This window comes from Arthrobacter zhaoguopingii (assembly GCF_009828605.1).
Lineage (GTDB): Bacteria > Actinomycetota > Actinomycetes > Actinomycetales > Micrococcaceae > Arthrobacter_D > Arthrobacter_D zhaoguopingii.
On record NZ_WIAE01000004.1, the window covers coordinates 25,936 to 42,644 of the forward strand.

A 16,709-nucleotide genomic window follows, 5' to 3' on the forward strand; every position below is an offset into this window, starting at 1 on the left:
TGCGCCTAGCCTTCCTGGCACAGGGCCAGGCCCGGGAGGTCGGCGGCACCGGCGGCGAGTTCGGCGACGGACACCCCGCCGAGGGTTGCCGCGGGATCCATCAGGGACCACGGTTTCAGCACGAAGGCCCGTTCGGCCGCACGGGGGTGGGGAACCGTCAGCCGCGGATCGGTCGAGGTCCATGCCCCGAAGGTGATGATGTCGATGTCGAGGGTCCGCGGCCCCCAACGCACGGTGCGGGTCCGGAGGTGCTTCTCCTCTACCGCCTGGCAGTGTGCCAGCAGCTCATAGGGTCCGAGGTCGGTGGCGACCTCGATGACCTGGTTGAGGTAATCCGGCTGCTCCGGCCCGCCGACGGCCCGGGTGCGCACCACGGGCGAGGCGGCCGTCAGCCGCACCCGGTCGCTGCCGGTGAGGTCCGCGACGGCCGACGCCAGCGTGCCGCGGCTCTCCCCGAGGTTGCTGCCCAGGGCCAGCACGGCCCCAGTCCCGGGGGTCCCTGCCGGCCCCTCCGGAGTCCGGGAGGCGGTTGTCACTGCCTGCTCCTGTGGATCGTGACGGCAACGTCACCGAAGGGCACGGGGATGGGGGCCTTCGGCTTGTGGACGGTGACGTCGACGGCCTCGACGGGGTAGCGGGCGAGGATCTCGGCTGCGATCGTTTCGGCGAGCGCCTCGATCAGCTGGAACGGCTCCCCTGCGACGATGGCGCTGACCAGCTCGGCGACCTCACCGTAGTGGGCCGTCCGGGTGAGGTCGTCGCTGGTTCCGGCGGGGCGCAGGTCGAGGTGGAGGACCACGTCGACGAGGAAGGGCTGACCGTCCCGCCGCTCGAAGTCGAAAACCCCGTGGTGGCCGATGGCGCTGATGCCCGTCAGCGAGACTGCGTCGAGCTGCCGGAGCGCCGTCATCGCGGGCCCTGGCCCGCCCAGGCCGAGGCGACCTTGACGGCGTCGAGGGTGGGGCCGACGTCGTGCACCCGGACCGCCCAGGCGCCGTTCGCGGCGGCGAGCGCCGAGACCGCAAGGGTTGCCGCGTCGCGTTCGGCCGGCACCGCCGGCTTCCCCGCCGAGGTCAGCAGGGTGCCAAGGAAGCGCTTGCGGGAGGCCGCGATGAGCACCCGGTGGCCGAGGGATCCGAGGCGGTCGAGGGAGCGCAGCAGCTCCCAGTTGTGCCCGCCGGTCTTCGCGAAGCCGAGGCCCGGGTCGAGGATGATGTTCCCGGGCTTCACGCCCGCCGCGACGAAGGTGTCGCGCACCTCAAGGAGTTCCGCGATGACCTCCTCGACGACGTTGGAGTAGGTGGCCAGGGAGTCCATCGTCTCGGCCGTCCCCCGGCGGTGCGTCAGAATGTAGGGCACGCCCAGTTCGGCGGCCAGGGCGGGCATGTCGGGGTCGAAGCCATTCCCCGAGATGTCGTTGATGATTCCGGCCCCCGCCCGGACTGCCTGGGCGGCCGTCTCGGGGTGCATGGTGTCGATGCTGACGAGCGCGCCGGCCTTGACCAGTGCCCGCACGACGGGAAGCACACGCTGGAGCTCCTCCTCGACGGGCACCGCGGCAGCGCCGGGGCGGGTCGATTCCCCGCCGACGTCGATGATGTCGGCCCCGGCGTAGAGCATCCGCAGCCCGTGCGCGATGGCGTCGTCGGTCGATGAGTACTTTCCGCCGTCGCTGAAGGAGTCGGGGGTGACATTGAGAATCCCCATCACCACGGTGCGGTCAGCGGGCAGCGCCTCGAAGGTGCGCGGGACGCGCACCGGCCGGATCACCGGAAGGGGTGAGGTGGCCGGGCCGGTCCCGGGGGCTGCGGCGAGTGAATCCATCGGTAAGGGGTGTCCTATCTTCCAAGTATCAGGCTCATGGCCTCGGCGCGGGTGGCCGTTTCACGGATCTGGCCGCGTACGGCCGACGTCACCGTCTTCGCACCCGGTTTCCGGATGCCCCGCATTGACATGCACATATGCTCACACTCGATGACCACGATCGCACCCTTGGGTTTGAGGTGCGTCATCAGTGCCTCGACGATCTGCGTCGTCAGCCGTTCCTGCACCTGCGGGCGGCGGGCATAGACCTCGACCAGCCGGGCCAGCTTGCTCAGTCCCGTGACCCGGCCGTCCTCCGAGGGGATGTACCCCACGTGGGCGGCTCCGTGGAACGGCACCAGGTGGTGCTCGCAGGTGGAGTAGAAGGGAATGTCCTTCACCACCACCAGCTCCTGGTGATCGAGTTCGAAGGAGGTCGAGAGGACGTCGGCGGCGTCCTGGTGGAGCCCCGCAAACATTTCGGCGTAGGCCCGCGCCACGCGCCGCGGAGTCTCCACCAGGCCGTCGCGGTCGGGGTCCTCGCCGATCGCGACGAGGATCTCCCGGACGGCCCGCTGGATGCGGGGCTGGTCCACCGGGGATCCCGAGGCGGCCAGGGCGGCGTCGATCACGTCGTTGTCGAAGTCAGTCACGGCTCTGATCCTATCCCTGTGCCCGCGGGCCGGCCGCCCCCTAGGGCTGCCGGGACCCGCTCCCGCCCTTGCCGTCGACGGCGGCGCCGTCGGACTCGGGCGAGGGGAGGTCGGAGCCGTGGACGTCGAAGTCACCGGGGATGTCGGCCTCGGCGATCTGGTCCTGCGGTGCGACGGTTTCGGGCGCGGGCTGGCCGTTCTGCGCCGCCTGGGCCCGCTCCTTGGCCGAGACGACCGGGGGCAGCGAATGCACGGGGCGGGAGTCCTTCGACAGCCACACATTGCGCAGACCGCGCTTGCGCACGCTGGCGAAGACCTCGGCGATCTCGGCCTGGTTCAGGGTCTCCCGCTCGAGCAGTTCGAGCGCGAGGCGGTCGAGCACGTCGCGGTTCTCGGTGAGAATCTCGTAGGCCTCATCGTGGGCGTTGTCGATCAGCCGGCGCACCTCTTCGTCGACGACGAAGGCCACCTGGTCGGAGTAGTCGCGGTCGCTGCCCATGTCCCGGCCCAGGAAGGGCTCCCCGGCGCCCTGGCCGAGCTTCACGGCGCCGATGCGCTCGCTCATCCCGTACTGGGTAACCATCTTCCGGGCGGTGCCGGTGGCCTTCTCGATGTCGTTCGAGGCGCCGGTGGAGGGGTCGTGGAAAACGATCTCCTCGGCGACCCGGCCGCCCATGGCATAGGCGAGCTGGTCGAGCAGTTCATTGCGGGTGACCGAGTACTTGTCGTCCATCGGCAGCACCATGGTGTAGCCGAGGGCGCGGCCGCGCGGCAGGATGGTGACCTTCGTGACCGGGTCGGTGTTGCGCAGGGCCGCGGCGACCAGGGCGTGTCCGCCCTCGTGATACGCAGTGATCTTGCGTTCGAGTTCCTTCATGACGCGGCTGCGCTTCTGCGGGCCGGCGATGACGCGGTCGATGGCCTCGTCGAGCGCCCGGTCGTCGATCAGCTGGGCGTTCGAGCGGGCGGTGAGCAGCGCCGCCTCGTTGAGGACGTTCGCCAGGTCCGCACCGGTGAACCCGGGGGTCTTCTTGGCGACGGACTTCAGGTCCACCCCGGGCGCCATTGGCTTTCCCTTGGCATGGACGGAGAGGATGTGCTCCCGGCCCCTCATATCGGGGGCCTCGACGCCGATCTGGCGGTCGAACCGGCCGGGGCGCAGCAGCGCCGGGTCCAGCACGTCCGGGCGGTTGGTGGCGGCGATGAGGATGACGTTGGTGGTTGAGTCGAAGCCGTCCATCTCCACCAGGAGCTGGTTGAGGGTCTGCTCGCGCTCGTCGTTGCCGCCGCCGACGCCGGCACCGCGGTGGCGGCCCACGGCGTCGATCTCGTCGACAAAGATGATGGCCGGGGAGTTGTTCTTGGCCTGCTCGAAGAGGTCACGGACGCGGGAGGCGCCCACGCCGACGAACATCTCGACGAAGTCCGAGCCCGAGATCGAATAGAAGGGTACGCCGGCCTCGCCGGCCACGGCCCGGGCCAGCAGTGTCTTACCCGTGCCCGGAGGCCCGTACAGCAGCACGCCCTTGGGGATCTTGGCGCCCAGGGCCTGGAACTTCGCCGGCTCCTGCAGGAACTCCTTGATCTCGAGGAGTTCCTCGACGGCCTCGTCTGCTCCGGCGACATCGGAGAAGGTGACCTGGGGCATGTCCTTGGAGATCAGCTTGGCCTTCGACTTGCCGAACTGCATCACCTTGGAGCCGCCGCCCTGCATGCGGCTGAGCAGGAACCAGAAGATCAGGCCGAGGATCAGGATCGGGAAGATCAGACTGAAGGCGCTGACGAACCAGTTGCTCTGGACGGGCTGGTCGGTGAAGCCCTCGACGTCGGATTCGTTGACCGCCTCGACGACGTCCTCGGCACGGGCGGCGCTGAAGAAGAACTGGACGCTGCGGCCCAGGTCCTCGTAGTCGTCCCGGAGGGTCAGGTCGACGCGCTGCTCGCCATCATGGATCTTGGCCTGCTCGACCCTGTTGTCCTGCAGGAGCTCGAGGCCGACGTTGGTGTCGACCCTTCCGGAGCTGCCGCTGAACAGGCTGGGGACGATAAACAGGAGCCCGGCGATTGCCAGGACGATCCAGATGACCGGCCCCTTGAACATGTTCTTATATTTCATTCTTCTCAGGGCTGCGTGCCCTGTCCCTCCTGCTTATGCCGGAAATACGGTGTTCCGTCCGCCGTCACCTCGAAACACTCAAGATATACACGGTTTCAGATTCAACACGTCCGGTTTAGGGCATAAGTTCCCTGTGGGCGTACAGCCCGGGCCCCGGCGGGGGCGCTCCGCCTACTCGTAAACGTGGGGGGCGAGGGTACCGATGAAGTCGAGGTTCCGGTACTTCTCGGCGAAGTCAAGGCCGTATCCGACGACGAATTCATTCGGGATGTTGAACCCGACATATTTCACGTCAATGTCGACCTTCGCGGCGTCGGGTTTGCGCAGCAGGGTGCAGATTTCGACCGAGGCGGGGCCGCGGGAGAGGAGGTTGGCCTTGAGCCAGGACAGCGTCAGGCCGGAGTCGATGATGTCCTCGGCGATGAGCACGTGCTTGCCCATCAGGTCGGTTTCAAGGTCCTTGAGGATCCGCACCACGCCGGAGGACTGGGTGCCCGAGCCGTAGGAAGACACCGCCATCCAGTCCATCGTGATGTGGGAGTGAAGCGCCCGGGCCAGGTCGGCCATCACCATCACGGCGCCCTTGAGCACACCCACGAGGAGGATCTCGCGGCCCTGGTAGTCGGCGTCGATCTCGGCTGCGAGTTCGGTCACGCGCTGCTGGATCTGTTCCTTGCTGAACAGGACGTGCTTCAGGTCTGACTCGACGTCGTTGGAATCCACCAATTACTCCTGGGTTGAACGGCTCGGCGGCTCCGTGCCGGGACGGTTGTTTCTAAAGACAAGATTGCCATAGCTTGGCCCGCCCGGAAGAACCGATTTCCCCCGGACCTGCCGGTAAACGCCGACACGTCCGCCGAGCTGGACCGGGCCCGCGGAGCCCCGGCGTTCGAGGAGGGTTTCAGCGGCGAGGAGGCGTTCAAAGCTGGGCTGGAAGCCGCCGACTTCAACGGCGGCCAGGGCGAGGACCCGCTGGCGCAGCGACGCCGGCAGGCCCCGCAGTCCCTCCTCCGGCAGGAGGATATCCCCGCCGGCCTCGGTCCGGAGCCCGGCGTAGGCCTCGGAGCTGAGCTGTTCGAGGTAATCGGCGTCCTGGCCGAGGATCCGCGCCGACCGGTACAGCGCCTGCGCGATGCCCGGGCCGAGCTGTTCCTCAAGGTAGGGCAGCACCTGCGTGCGGACCCGGGAGCGGGCGAAGGCCGGATCCGCGTTGGAGGGGTCGCGCCAGGGGTCGAGCCCGTAGAAGGAACAGATCTCCTCGGTGTCGGCCCGCCGCAGGTCGAGGAACGGCCGGCGGTAGGGGCCCCGCCTGGCCGGCATGCCGGCCAGGGAGCGCGTTCCGGAGCCGCGGGCCAGCCCCAACAGGACCTGCTCGGCCTGGTCGTCGAGCGTGTGGCCGAGCAGGACGGCGGCGGCTCCGGACCCGCGGGCGGCGGCGTCGAGAGCGGCGTACCGGGCGGTTCGGGCGGCGGCCTCGGGGCCCATGCCGGTGGCTGCGACCTCGACCGTACGGACCTCCACCGGGGACAGTCCCAGGCCGGCGAGCTGGTCCGCGGCGTGCCGGGCGACCGCCGCGCTGTCCTCCTGCAGGCCGTGGTCGACGACGACGGCGCCGACCCTGCACCGGCCTGCCTTCGCGAAATACACGGCGGCGGCGGCCAGCGCGAGCGAATCCGGGCCGCCGCTGCACGCCACCAGCACCAGCGGCGCCGCCTCCCCCTCCGCCGGGGCGGCCCCGGATGGGGCTCCGGCGGGAAGCAGCACATCCGCCAGGGCGTCCTCCACCCGGTTCCGCGCCGCGGCGGCCACCGGATTGAGGCGCGGGCGCCTACCCATGGCGGGTCAGGCTCATCCTGTCGATCCATTCGTCCGGGGTGTGGATCTCGCGCTCTGTGGGGAGGTTGGCCTCGGCCTCCCAGACGAGGTTGAACCCTTCCATGCCGGTCTGATCCACGACCCGGCGCACGAACTTGGCGCCGTCGCTGTACTGGCGCATCTTCGCGTCGAGGCCCAGGAGCTGGCGGATCAGTTTCTCCACGGGCCCGCGGGATTTTCCACGGGCGTTGAAGCGGCGGCGGATGGTTTTCACCGTCGGCACGATCCGCGCGTCCACGCCGTCCATGACGACGTTCGCGTGGCCCTCGAGCAGGCTCATCACGGCGGTCAGGTGGGACAGGCGGGCCTTGTCGTCGGGGTCCTGCAGCACCGACAGCAGCCCGGTGCCGTGGACCTTCCCGCCGTCCGGCCATTGCTCGACCTCGGCGGACCGGCGGCCGGGGTGCTCCCCCTTGGGCATGCCGAGGCTCTTCGCCGCGGCGGCGAGGCGCTCGGAGAGGGTGTCGGCCTTGTCCATCATCCCGGTGGTCAGCTCCGAGATGGCGGAGATCATGTGGTCCTTCAGCCAGGGCGCAGCGGCGAACTGGACCCGGTGGGTCTGCTCGTGGAGGCAGACCCAGAGGCGGAAGTCGGCCGGGTCGACGTTGAGTTCCCGCTCGACGGAGATGATGTTGGGCGCCACGAGCATCAGGCGCCCACCGGTCCCGTTGCGGGAGGGCACGAACGGATCGTACTGGCCCAGCACCTTGCTGGAGAGGAACGCCAGGATGGCACCGAGCTGCGCGCCGGTGAGGTTGCCTCCGAGGCTGACGGAGGCCGCCTTGAGGATTTCCGGCTTGGACTGCGCAAGTTGGTTCAGGGCCGGCTCGACGAGCACCCGGAAGCTCTGGGTGTTGGCCTTCGCCCAGGACGCCCGGTCCACGATGAGAAGTTCGGAGTCGCGCAGGTCCCGCGCCGCGTCAAGGCGGGAGATGGCATGGACGTGCGCCACGGAGGCGTCGGCCTGGGCGCGGAGGTTATCGACCGCGGCGGCGATCTCACGCGGCGTCATCGTCGGTCCGGCCGGGGCGAGACGGGCCGCGCTGCCTGCGGCGAAGTCCCAGTTCACCAGCTGCGGGCGTTGGGGGGTGGATGAAACGGTCGGCTCATTGCTCTCCATGACCTTATTCGACCACATCCGGCGTCCGGCCGCTCGGCCCTGCCCCCGGCGTGCACGATTGTGAGGTGCAGGTTCTGCGCGGCGCTCAGCGGCACCCGCAGGCCGCCAGCACGGCCGCGGCCCGGTCGACGGCGTCGCGGGCCTCCGGGGTCCGGCCCTCGATCCCGGAGCCCATCAGGGAAAAGCTGAGCAGGCGCCCTTCGGCCGTGACGACGTAGCCGCTGAGCGCCGTGACGGCGCTCAGGGTGCCGGTCTTGGCCCGGACCACCCCAGCCCCGCCCGCCGCCGCGGCGTCCGGAACAAAACGCTTCTTCAGGGTGCCCGACAGTCCGGCCACGGGCAGCAGGCCGGGCATTCCGGCCAGGGCGGGCTGCTTGGAGGCGGCCACGGCGTGAAGCAGCGCGGCGAGCTGGGCAGGGGTTGCTGAGTTGTCAACGGAGAGCCCTGCGGCGTCCCCGACCCGGAGCCCGCTGCCCGGAACGCCGAGCCGGTCGGCGGTGGCAGCGAGCAGCGCCGTGGCGCCGTCGGAACTCGCCGGCCCGCCGGACGCCGCCGAGGCCAGGCGCGCCAGGGCCTCCGCGAGGTAGTTGTCGGAGAGGACCAGCATATGCTCCACCTGCTCGGCAATGGTCGCCGATCGGACCGAGGCCACCGCTTCCGCGGAGTCCGGCACCGCGGCGCGGACCGGACCGCCGAGCACCGAGATGCCACGTTCGGCGGCCGCGGCGGCGAGGGCGGCGGTGAAGGCCTCTGCGGCCCTTAGCGCCGGATCGGCGTCGCGGGCCCCAGCCTGCAGGCCCTCGTCCTGCCAGGCGGAATTGACGGCCAGCGGGTACACCGGTGCCAGTTCCCCGGCGTCGAGATCCCCCTGCGCCCATGACGGGTTGAGCGGCGGGCCTTCGAAGAGGGAGTCATCCACGGCGACGCTGTAGGGGCCGGACGCCGGGTCCAGCGCCGCGGCGGTCTCCTGCGCCAGGGTGGAAAGGCCCGCGTGACCGCGCACCGCGCCGGTCTCCGACGGGCCCGAGCCCAGCAGCACATCGCCGCCGCCCCGGAGATAGAGGACACCGTCCCCGGCGGCGTGCACGGTCGTCTCGAGCCTTTCACTGGAATCGAGGGTGTCAAGGACGGCCGCCGCCGTCAGCAGCTTGAGGTTCGACGCCGGGGACTGGGCCTGGTCGGGTCCGTTGCTGTAGAGCACCGCGCCGGTGGCGGCGTCACGCACCACCCCGGTGAACCGACCCGCGCCGCCGGGCACCTGCAGCTCGGCGTCGAGCAGCGGGGCGAGCACCTCCGGGGCCGGCCGCGGCGCCGAGTCCGAAAGGGCGGAGACGACGCCGGGTTCGAGCACACCGGCCGGTGGGCGCTGGAGGGCGGGCGGGCGCACCTCCGCGTCCGGGCCGCCGGCGAGCTCCTCCACGGCGGCCGGAACCACCCGGACCGAGAGGGGCAGCGCCAGCACCGCAAGGACCGCCGCCAGCAGCACGGCGGTCAGCCGTCGGGCCTGGCGCTTCATGGATTCCTTCCGGAGGGTTCAACGGGAACGCCGGTCGGCGGAAAATGCCGGGAAGCGGGCCACGACCGATATGTTAGTGCAGAAGTTTAAACAGTAAACGGGCGGCCGGGCGCCGCGGACCGGGCTCGCCGGGCCCGTGCCAATCCCACCCGCCAGCCACACCACCGAGGAGTTGCCATGAAGCTCGACGTCACCATCGAGATCCCGAAGGGATCCCGCGTCAAGTACGAGATCGACCACGACACCCACCGCCTCCGCCTGGACCGCGTGCTCTTCACGGCGATGCAGTACCCCACCCACTACGGCTACTTCGAAAACACCCTCGGCGAGGACGGCGATCCCCTGGACGCCCTGGTGATGCTTCAGGACTTCGACCTGATCCCGGGCGTCCTGGTCGAGTCACGCCCCATCGGGGTCTTCAACATGACCGACGACGGCGGCGGAGACGCCAAGGTGCTGTGCGTTCCGGTTGACCCGCGCTTCGACGACATCCAGGACCTAACGGACGTCTCGACGTTCCTCCTCGATGAGATCAAGCACTTCTTCACCCGCTATAAGGACCTCGAGCCGGGCAAGTGGGTGGAGGCCGCCGAGTGGGCCGGCCGGGAAGCGGCCGAGGCCGAGGTCGAGGCGTCGCTGGATCGGTTCAAGCTGCAGGGCGAGACCAGCGCAGCCGATGAGCCCCAGGGCCGCGGCGTCGACGTCGAGGCCGACAACGCCACGGCGGTCCCCGAAGGCCGCTAGGCACGGACGCCCCTGCCGCAGCCGGGTTTCGGGAATTCGCGCGGGGCGTGAAGCATACTGAAGCAATGCAATATGTGCTCACCATCAATCAGCGCGACTCGCGCGAGGTGGGCGACCTGGTGCCGGAGCTGATCCGCGAGCTCCGGCACCTTCCCACCGTGGTGCCGTTTCAGCGTTCGGTGGGCGATGAACTCCAGGGCGTCGTCGAATCCGCGAGCACGGCGGTGGACGCGGCGCTGCGCGCCATCCGCTTCCGCCGCTGGCATGTGGGCATCGGCGTCGGCGGAGTCCTGCCGCCGGTGCCCGAATCCATCCTCGACGCCGATGGATTCGGCCTGGTGTATGCGCGCCGTGCGGTGAACCGGGCGCAGAAAACCGGCGAGCGCATCCCGCTGGCCGTCGAGGGACCCGACGCAGAGATCGCCGGCGAGGCCGAGGCGGTCCTGCGGCTGCTGGGCCACCTTGTATACACCCGGACGGACGCCGAGTGGAAGGTCCTCGACCTGATGACCCCCGGCGCCCGGGGACAGCAGAAGCTCATCGCCCAGGAACTGGGGATCAGCACCCAGGCCGTGAGCAAGGCCGTTCTCCGCTCCCACTGGATGGAGGAGTGGGCCACCCGGCCGGCGGCCGCCCGGCTGCTGGACCTGGCGCACGGCCCGGCGGTCCTTCCGCCGGCCGCCCTGGCCTACTGAGCCGCGCCACCCGGGATAACACCAGTGAGCCGGGACTACACCAGCGAGCGCAGGACCTTGGCCGCCCCGTCGTCGTACACCGAGCCGGTGACTTCAGTGGCCGCCGAGCGTACTTCCTCGGGAGCCTGGCCCATGGCCACCCCGCGGGCCGCCCACTCGAGCATTTCAATGTCGTTGCGCCCATCCCCCACCGCCACGGTGAGCGCCGGGTCGCTGCCGATCCTGCGCCGAAGCAGCTCAAGGGCGCTGGCCTTGGTGACGCCGGCGGCGGCGATGTCCAGCCAGGCGGTCCACCCCACCGAGTAGGTCACGCCGTGGAGGCCGATCGTCTCGACGGCGTTGCCGAATTCCTCGGCCGTGCTGTCGGTGCTGAAAACAACGACGCGCACCGCATTGGCGTCGAGCATCTGCTCGAAGTCGACGCTCTGCGCCTCGGCGCCAAAACTCGCGTCCTGGAAGCTTTCGGTCGAGAGGAAACGGCCCTGGTCGTCCTCGAGGGCGTATTTGGCCCCGGGCAGGCGCTCGCGCAGGGCCCGGAGGGCGGGGCTGGGGTCGAAGGTCACCTTGTCGATCACCTCGAAGCCGCGGGGAAGGTCCGGATCGATGCGGAGGGTGACTCCGCCGTTCGAGCACACCGCGTAGCCGCGGGCGAGCCCGATCTCCCGGATCACCGGCAGGGCAGCGCCCAGTGAGCGCCCGGTGGAGATGATGATGTCGTGCCCGGCCTCGATGACAGCGGAGGCCGCAGCGCGGACCTCGTCGCTCATGAAGCCGTCGTGGTCTACGAGGGTACCGTCGACGTCGAGCGCAACCATGTACTTTGTGCGGGTCTGGGGCTGGTCCTCGATGCCAGCCGAAAATGAGATAGCCATTCCATCAGTGAACCAGATCAACCCACCGCCCGGGTAGGGCGGGCCTCACAGTACCGGCAGAACCTCGAGTCCACTAAGATACGGGCGCAGCGCCTCCGGAACCCGGACCGAGCCGTCGGAATTCTGGTGGTGTTCGAGGATCGCCACGATCCAGCGGGTGGTGGCCAGGGTCCCGTTCAGCGTCGCCACGGCCTGTGTCCCCTTCGCGCCTTCCCCGCTCTGGCGTTCCCGGATGTTCAGCCGCCGGGCCTGGAAGGTGGTGCAGTTCGAGGTGGAGGTCAGTTCGCGGTAGGCGCCCTGGGTGGGCACCCAGGCCTCGCAGTCGAACTTCCGTGCGGCGGACATGCCGAGGTCGCCGGCCGCGGTGTCGATCACCCGGTAGGGCAGTTCGACCTTCGCGAGCATCTCCTCCTCCCACGCCAGCAGCCTCTGGTGCTCCGCGTAGGATTCCTCGACCGTGGTGTAGCTGAACATCTCCACCTTGTTGAACTGGTGGACCCGGATGATGCCGCGGGTGTCCTTGCCGTGCGAGCCGGCCTCACGCCGGTAGCAGGAGGACCAGGCGGCGTACCGCATTGGTCCGCCGGTGAGGTCGAGGATCTCGTCGGAGTGGTAGCCCGCCAGGGCGACCTCGGAGGTTCCCACCAGGTAGAGGTCGTCCTCGGCCAGCCGGTAGATCTCCGCGTCGTGGGCCACGTCGAAACCGGTTCCCTGCATGATCTCGGGCCGCACCAGGGTGGGGGTGATCATGGGGGTGAACCCGGCCTGCACCGCCTGATCCATCGCCATCTGCAGCAGGGCCAGCTCAAGCCGCGCCCCGACGCCCTTGAGGAAGTAGAACCGTGAGCCGGAGACCTTGGCTCCGCGCTCCATATCGATGGCGCCGATGAGTTCACCGATCTCAAGGTGATCCCGCGGCGTGAAGCCCTCGGCGGCGAAATCCCTTGGGGTTCCCACGGTCCGCAGGACCTCGAAGTCCTCTTCGCCGCCCTCGGGCACCCCGTCTTCGATCCGGTTGGGGAGCCGCCGCAGCAGCGCCTCCTGCAGCGAGCGTGCCTCGTCGGCGAGCGCCGCGGCCTTCTTGACCTCGGCGGCCAGTTCCTTCACCTCGGCGAGCAGCGCCTGCTTTTCATCGCCCTTGGCCTGCGCCACCTTCTTGCCGAACGCGTTCTGATCCGCCCGCAGGTTTTCGTGCCGGGTGACCGCTTCACGGCGTGCTGTATCCGCCGAGAGGATCTCCTCGACCAGCGATTCGTCGGCCCTGCGGGCGCGCTGGGAGGAGCGGAACTTGTCGGGGTCAGCGCGGAGCTCGTTTACGTCGATCACGCCCCAAGCCTACCCAATGCCCTTCCCCCACCGGGCATGGAGCCGCGCCCGGCGGTACTCTGGAAAAATCATGCGCCCTAAACTGATCGTCCTCACCGCCGCCGCGGCAGCAGCGTCGGTTCGGAGCTGGTGGCAGGTGCGGCGCCTGAAGGTCCAGGGAGCCCCCGCCGCAACGGTCCACCCGCTCGTTGAGCGGACCGCGGGGCCGCAGCGGGTCGCCCTGATCCTCAACCCGGTCAAACTGAACGCCGCAGAGACCCGCGCCCTGGTGGAACAGGCCTGCTCGGACGCCGGCTGGGATCCGCCGCTGATCCTTGAGACGACCATCGAGGACCCGGGGACCGGCCAGGCGCACCTGGCGCTCGAGGCGGGGGCCGACGTCGTGCTCGCCGCCGGCGGCGACGGGACGGTGCGCGCCGTGGCGCAGGCGATGTCGCACGGGCCCGCCGCGCTGGGGCTGCTGCCGCTGGGCACCGGGAACCTGCTGGTGCGCAACCTGGGCCTGCCGTACAACGACATCGCCGGCTGCCTCGAGGTGGCCCTCCATGGAAGCCAGCGCCGGATCGATATGGCGACCGTGCTGCTGCGCAACGAATCCACCGGCACCGCCTCGGAGGCACCGTTCCTGGTGATGGGCGGCGTGGGGCTTGATGCGGCCGTGGTGGCCGCGACCAAGGACGACCTCAAGGAGAAGTTCGGCTGGCTCGCCTACAGCGAGGCCGGGATGCGGCACCTTCCCGGGCGCCGGCAGCGGGTCTCGATCAGCCTCGACGGCGGAGCGCCGCAGAGCCGGAAGGTCCGCTCGGTCCTCTTTGCCAACTGCGGAAAACTGCCTGCGGGCATCGACTTCATTCCCGACTCGATCATCGACGACGGGTACCTCGACATTGTGGTGATGAGCCCCCGGAGCCTGGCCGGCTGGCTGTGGATGGCGGCGAAGATCGTGTTCCGGCATCGGGGTGAGATCCCGGTCATCAAGTACTACCGCGCCCGCGAGGTCACCGTCTGGACCGCGGAGCCCACGCACACCCAGCTCGACGGGGACCTCTCCGGTGCGGTGACCTCCCTGACGGCCCGGATCGACCCGGGCGCCCTGCTGATCCGGGTGCCCGGCGGGGAACCGGCGGCCGAGTCCCCCGCCGCCCGTGTAACCGCCGGGCGTGCCTAACCCCTCCCGGGCAGGTGTCGGCCTTACCGGGGCGGGGTCCGGCAGGGTCAGCTCCGGTCGCGGTCCGTGTATTCGCCCTCGTCGTCGGGGCTGTTCAGCCGATCCCGGTCCTTCTCGGGATATTCGCCCTCCTGCTCCGGCTTCTGCGCCCCGGTGTAGCCGCCGCCGGTATCCGCGGGATCGGTGCTGGTGTAGCTGCCCTCGGTCTCCTTTGAGGTGCCGCCCGCGGCGGCCCCGTGCCGTTCGGACTGCTGGTTGATCAGTTGCTGCTCCTCGGCGAACCGGAGATCGTTGCCCTGGTCGCCAACGTCTCCACGGCGGTTGGGATCCGAACCGGACTCGTCCTCGCCCGCCGGATTGACGATGCGTCCTTCGCTCGCGCTGTCAGTCATGATGCTGCCTCTCGTTGAAGGTGCCGCCCCTGACGGGACGCCCACTGTAAGCGTACTTACGAACGGGCCGCGGTGAAAGCCACCTCAGCCCCCCAGCAGTTCGCGCACCGCCCGCTCCGAGGCTGCGAAGCCGGCCACCGGGATGACCTCACCGCTCATGAACCGGTCGACGAGCCGCGGATCGACGTAGGAGCTCCGCGCCACCGCCGGGGTGTTGCCGAGGTGGTCCGCGACAGCGCGCATCGTGGCGGTGACCGCCTTCTGCCGCGCCGTCCTGCTCGTTGATACCAGGTCGTGCCGGGCGAGTTCCATGGCGGCGACCACAGTGGCCTGCCAGGTGCGGAAGTCCTTGGCCGTGAAGGGTCCCCCTGTGACCTGCCGAAGAAATTCATTGAGCTGCGAGCCGTCGATCGGATGCCACCTCTCGTCGGCCGACCGGTACGCGAGCACCGTGTCCGCCTCCTCCCGGCGCATCATCGGGCGAAGCGCGGCGGCGAGGTCCTCATCTTCGAGAGTGGTGTCCCACTGCTGCCCGCTCTTGCCCGGGAAGCGGAAGGTGATGGCCGCGCCCTCGATGGTGACGTGTTCGACGCGCAGGGTGGTGACCCCGAAGGAGCCGTTCTCCTCGGCGTACTGGGCGGATCCGATCCTCAGGGCGCCGGAGTCAACAATGCGCAGTGCCGCGGCGAAGGCCCGCTCCCGGGCCATCCCGCTGCTGCGCAGGTGCTGGGTGATCACGCGGCGGGCGCTGGTGAGCCGGGCCCCGAACTCAAGTGACCGGTCGAACTTCTCGCGGTCCTTCTGCTCCCGCCAGGCCGGGTGGTAGATGTACTGGCGGCGTCCGGCCTCGTCGGTACCCAGGGCCTGGACGTGGCCGTTCGGGTAGGGCGCGATCCAGACGTCCTTCCACGCCGGCGGGATGACGAGTTCCCGCACCCGCTGCAGTTCGGCCTTGTCGGCCAGCAGGGCGCCGTCGGGTGTGCGGTAGCTGAACCCCTTCCCGGAGCGGCGCCGGGTGATGCCCGGCCTGTTCGAATTGCTGCGGCGCAGTCGTGCCATGCGGCTACCAACCTTCGACGAACGGAAGACCCTGAGATTGGTAAGCCTACTGTTCTTTCGAGCCGCGTGTCAGGATCCTCCCCGCAGCCCTGCCACCCAGGACTCGGCGGCATCGAACGCGTCGTCGGAGGTCCGGGGCGCGATCGTCGACGGCCGTCGATCGGCACGGGCATAGGAGCCGAGGAACCGCAGGTTGGGGCTGATGCGGTGAAGGCCCTTCAGGGCGTCAGCAACCCGCGCGTCGGCAAGGTGGCCGTCGGCGTCGATACTGAAGAAGTAGTCGCCGAGGAACTGCCCGGTGGGCCGGGACTCGATCCGGCTCAGGTTGACCCCGCGCGCGGCGAACTGGTCAAGGATCTCCATCAGCGCCCCGGGGTGGTCTTCCGGGAGGGGGATCACCAGGGAGGTCTTGTCGGCACCGGTGGGCGCGGGCAGCACCGTGGGCCGGGAGACCAGGATGAAGCGGGTCACCGCGTCGGAGACGTCTCCAATGTCCGAGGCCAGCACCGTCAGGCCAAGGCGTTCCGCGAGCAGGGGTGAGCAGATGGCCGCGTCATAACCGCCCTCCGCGAGGCCGTGCGCCGCGGCTGCCGTCGAGGAGGCCGGGAAATATTCCGCATTCGGAATATTGGAATCGACCCAGCCGCGGCACTGGGCCCAGGCATGGCCGTGGGTCGAGATGCGGCGGACGTCGGCCAGCCCGACGCCGGGCCGGGCCGCGAGGACGAAAGTGATTGCGACGAGTTCCTCCCTCACGATCCGCAGAGGTTCGCCGACCGCTACGGCGTCGAGGGTGGCGCTCACCCCACCCTCGACCGAGTTCTCGATCGGCACCATGGCGGCATCCACTCCTCCGGACCGGACCTCGGCGAGCGCGGCGCCCACCGTCGCCACCGGGACGCAGCGGGCCTCCGCCGCTCCCGGAACCTGGAGCAGGGCCGCCTCCGTGAAGGTTCCCTCCGGCCCGAGGTAGGCATACGAGGCGAAGGCCAGGGACGCCGGGGCCTGCCCTGCGGAATTGCTCACAGGACCGTCGGCTCGCTGCCCGTCTCGGAGACCATCGGCCTGCCGGCCTCGAGCCAGGCTCCCATTCCGCCGCTGACATTGACCGCGGAGTAGCCGTTGGCCACAAGCCAGGTGGCGGCCCGGTGGGAGCGTCCGCCGGTTCTGCAGATCACATGGAGGTCCTCGTCGGGGTCCAGGTCGTCCAGCCGCGCGGGAAGCTCATCGAGCGGGATGTGGAGGGCGCCGTCGACGTGGCCCGCCTCCCACTCGTAGTCCTCGCGTACGTCGAGGATCCGGGCGTCCGGGGCAAGGGACTCCACTGAAACATTCTCAAGTTCGCTCACGTGCACTTCCCTTCACTGCCG

At 69.7% G+C, this 16,709-nt stretch carries 18 protein-coding genes; 3 read left to right on the plus strand and 15 right to left on the minus strand.

Annotated features, from left to right (window positions below; all coding sequences use genetic code 11):
* Positions 1-5 precede the first annotated feature (5 nt).
* The 9 genes from folK to dacB all read right to left on the minus strand — a co-directional run bounded on the left by folK (position 6) and on the right by dacB (position 9,083).
* Positions 6-536 carry a 2-amino-4-hydroxy-6-hydroxymethyldihydropteridine diphosphokinase gene (gene folK / locus GVV77_RS06330; protein ID WP_159617311.1) on the minus strand — a complete coding sequence of 177 codons (531 nt, stop codon included), beginning with the start codon at positions 534-536 and terminating at the stop codon, positions 6-8.
* Positions 533-910, minus strand: a complete 378-nt coding sequence (gene folB / locus GVV77_RS06335) for a dihydroneopterin aldolase (protein ID WP_159617312.1) — start codon at positions 908-910, stop codon at positions 533-535. The genes folK and folB overlap by 4 nt, the downstream gene beginning before the upstream one ends.
* Complete coding sequence (gene folP, locus GVV77_RS06340) at positions 907-1,824, minus strand: dihydropteroate synthase (protein ID WP_159617313.1); 918 nt, start codon at positions 1,822-1,824, stop codon at positions 907-909. Before folP ends, folB begins: the two co-directional genes overlap by 4 nt.
* Before the next feature lie 14 nt (positions 1,825-1,838).
* Positions 1,839-2,456: a GTP cyclohydrolase I FolE gene (gene folE, locus GVV77_RS06345; protein WP_159617314.1), complete on the minus strand. Its 618-nt coding sequence runs from the start codon at positions 2,454-2,456 to the stop codon at positions 1,839-1,841.
* A gap of 40 nt (positions 2,457-2,496) precedes the next feature.
* A complete protein-coding gene (gene ftsH / locus GVV77_RS06350) occupies positions 2,497-4,572 on the minus strand; it encodes an ATP-dependent zinc metalloprotease FtsH (protein WP_159617315.1) in 2,076 nt (691 codons plus the stop codon).
* A 171-nt stretch (positions 4,573-4,743) separates the two neighbouring features.
* Positions 4,744-5,295 (minus strand): hypoxanthine phosphoribosyltransferase, encoded by a 552-nt coding sequence (hpt, locus tag GVV77_RS06355; protein ID WP_159617316.1) that lies wholly within the window; start codon positions 5,293-5,295, stop codon positions 4,744-4,746.
* 3 nt (positions 5,296-5,298) lie between these two features.
* Entirely contained in the window at positions 5,299-6,408 is a 1,110-nt protein-coding gene (gene tilS / locus GVV77_RS06360) for a tRNA lysidine(34) synthetase TilS (protein WP_159617317.1), read from the minus strand.
* Complete coding sequence (locus GVV77_RS06365) at positions 6,401-7,567, minus strand: zinc-dependent metalloprotease (protein ID WP_159617318.1); 1,167 nt, start codon at positions 7,565-7,567, stop codon at positions 6,401-6,403. The genes tilS and GVV77_RS06365 overlap by 8 nt, the downstream gene beginning before the upstream one ends.
* 85 nt (positions 7,568-7,652) lie before the next feature.
* Positions 7,653-9,083, minus strand: a complete 1,431-nt coding sequence (gene dacB, locus GVV77_RS06370; protein ID WP_246199673.1) for a D-alanyl-D-alanine carboxypeptidase/D-alanyl-D-alanine endopeptidase — start codon at positions 9,081-9,083, stop codon at positions 7,653-7,655.
* 177 nt (positions 9,084-9,260) lie between these two features.
* Here dacB and GVV77_RS06375 point away from each other — a divergent pair, with 177 nt between their 5' ends.
* Both GVV77_RS06375 and GVV77_RS06380 read left to right on the plus strand, forming a co-directional pair.
* Positions 9,261-9,827 carry an inorganic diphosphatase gene (locus tag GVV77_RS06375; protein WP_159617319.1) on the plus strand — a complete coding sequence of 189 codons (567 nt, stop codon included), beginning with the start codon at positions 9,261-9,263 and terminating at the stop codon, positions 9,825-9,827.
* A 65-nt stretch (positions 9,828-9,892) separates the two neighbouring features.
* Complete coding sequence (locus GVV77_RS06380; protein ID WP_159617320.1) at positions 9,893-10,522, plus strand: hypothetical protein; 630 nt, start codon at positions 9,893-9,895, stop codon at positions 10,520-10,522.
* A gap of 35 nt (positions 10,523-10,557) precedes the next feature.
* Here the strand turns inward: GVV77_RS06380 and GVV77_RS06385 are convergent, their stop codons facing one another.
* Entirely contained in the window at positions 10,558-11,394 is an 837-nt protein-coding gene (locus GVV77_RS06385) for an HAD family hydrolase (protein ID WP_246199674.1), read from the minus strand.
* A 45-nt stretch (positions 11,395-11,439) separates the two neighbouring features.
* On the minus strand, positions 11,440-12,720 hold the full coding sequence (gene serS, locus GVV77_RS06390) for a serine--tRNA ligase (RefSeq protein WP_159617321.1): 1,281 nt from the start codon (positions 12,718-12,720) through the stop codon (positions 11,440-11,442).
* A 70-nt stretch (positions 12,721-12,790) separates the two neighbouring features.
* On the opposite strand from serS, the gene GVV77_RS06395 reads away from it, so the two are divergent.
* A complete protein-coding gene (locus GVV77_RS06395; protein WP_159617322.1) occupies positions 12,791-13,888 on the plus strand; it encodes a diacylglycerol/lipid kinase family protein in 1,098 nt (365 codons plus the stop codon).
* Positions 13,889-13,935: 47 nt separating this feature from the next.
* Here GVV77_RS06395 and GVV77_RS06400 read toward each other — a convergent pair whose 3' ends face one another.
* The 4 genes from GVV77_RS06400 to GVV77_RS06415 all read right to left on the minus strand — a co-directional run bounded on the left by GVV77_RS06400 (position 13,936) and on the right by GVV77_RS06415 (position 16,688).
* Entirely contained in the window at positions 13,936-14,280 is a 345-nt protein-coding gene (locus GVV77_RS06400) for a hypothetical protein (RefSeq protein ID WP_159617323.1), read from the minus strand.
* A gap of 84 nt (positions 14,281-14,364) precedes the next feature.
* Entirely contained in the window at positions 14,365-15,339 is a 975-nt protein-coding gene (locus tag GVV77_RS06405; RefSeq protein ID WP_159617324.1) for a DNA topoisomerase IB, read from the minus strand.
* 69 nt (positions 15,340-15,408) lie between these two features.
* Positions 15,409-16,365, minus strand: a complete 957-nt coding sequence (gene pheA / locus GVV77_RS06410) for a prephenate dehydratase (RefSeq protein WP_425483345.1) — start codon at positions 16,363-16,365, stop codon at positions 15,409-15,411.
* Positions 16,362-16,688 (minus strand): rhodanese-like domain-containing protein, encoded by a 327-nt coding sequence (locus GVV77_RS06415; protein WP_159617325.1) that lies wholly within the window; start codon positions 16,686-16,688, stop codon positions 16,362-16,364. Before GVV77_RS06415 ends, pheA begins: the two co-directional genes overlap by 4 nt.
* Positions 16,689-16,709 lie beyond the last annotated feature (21 nt).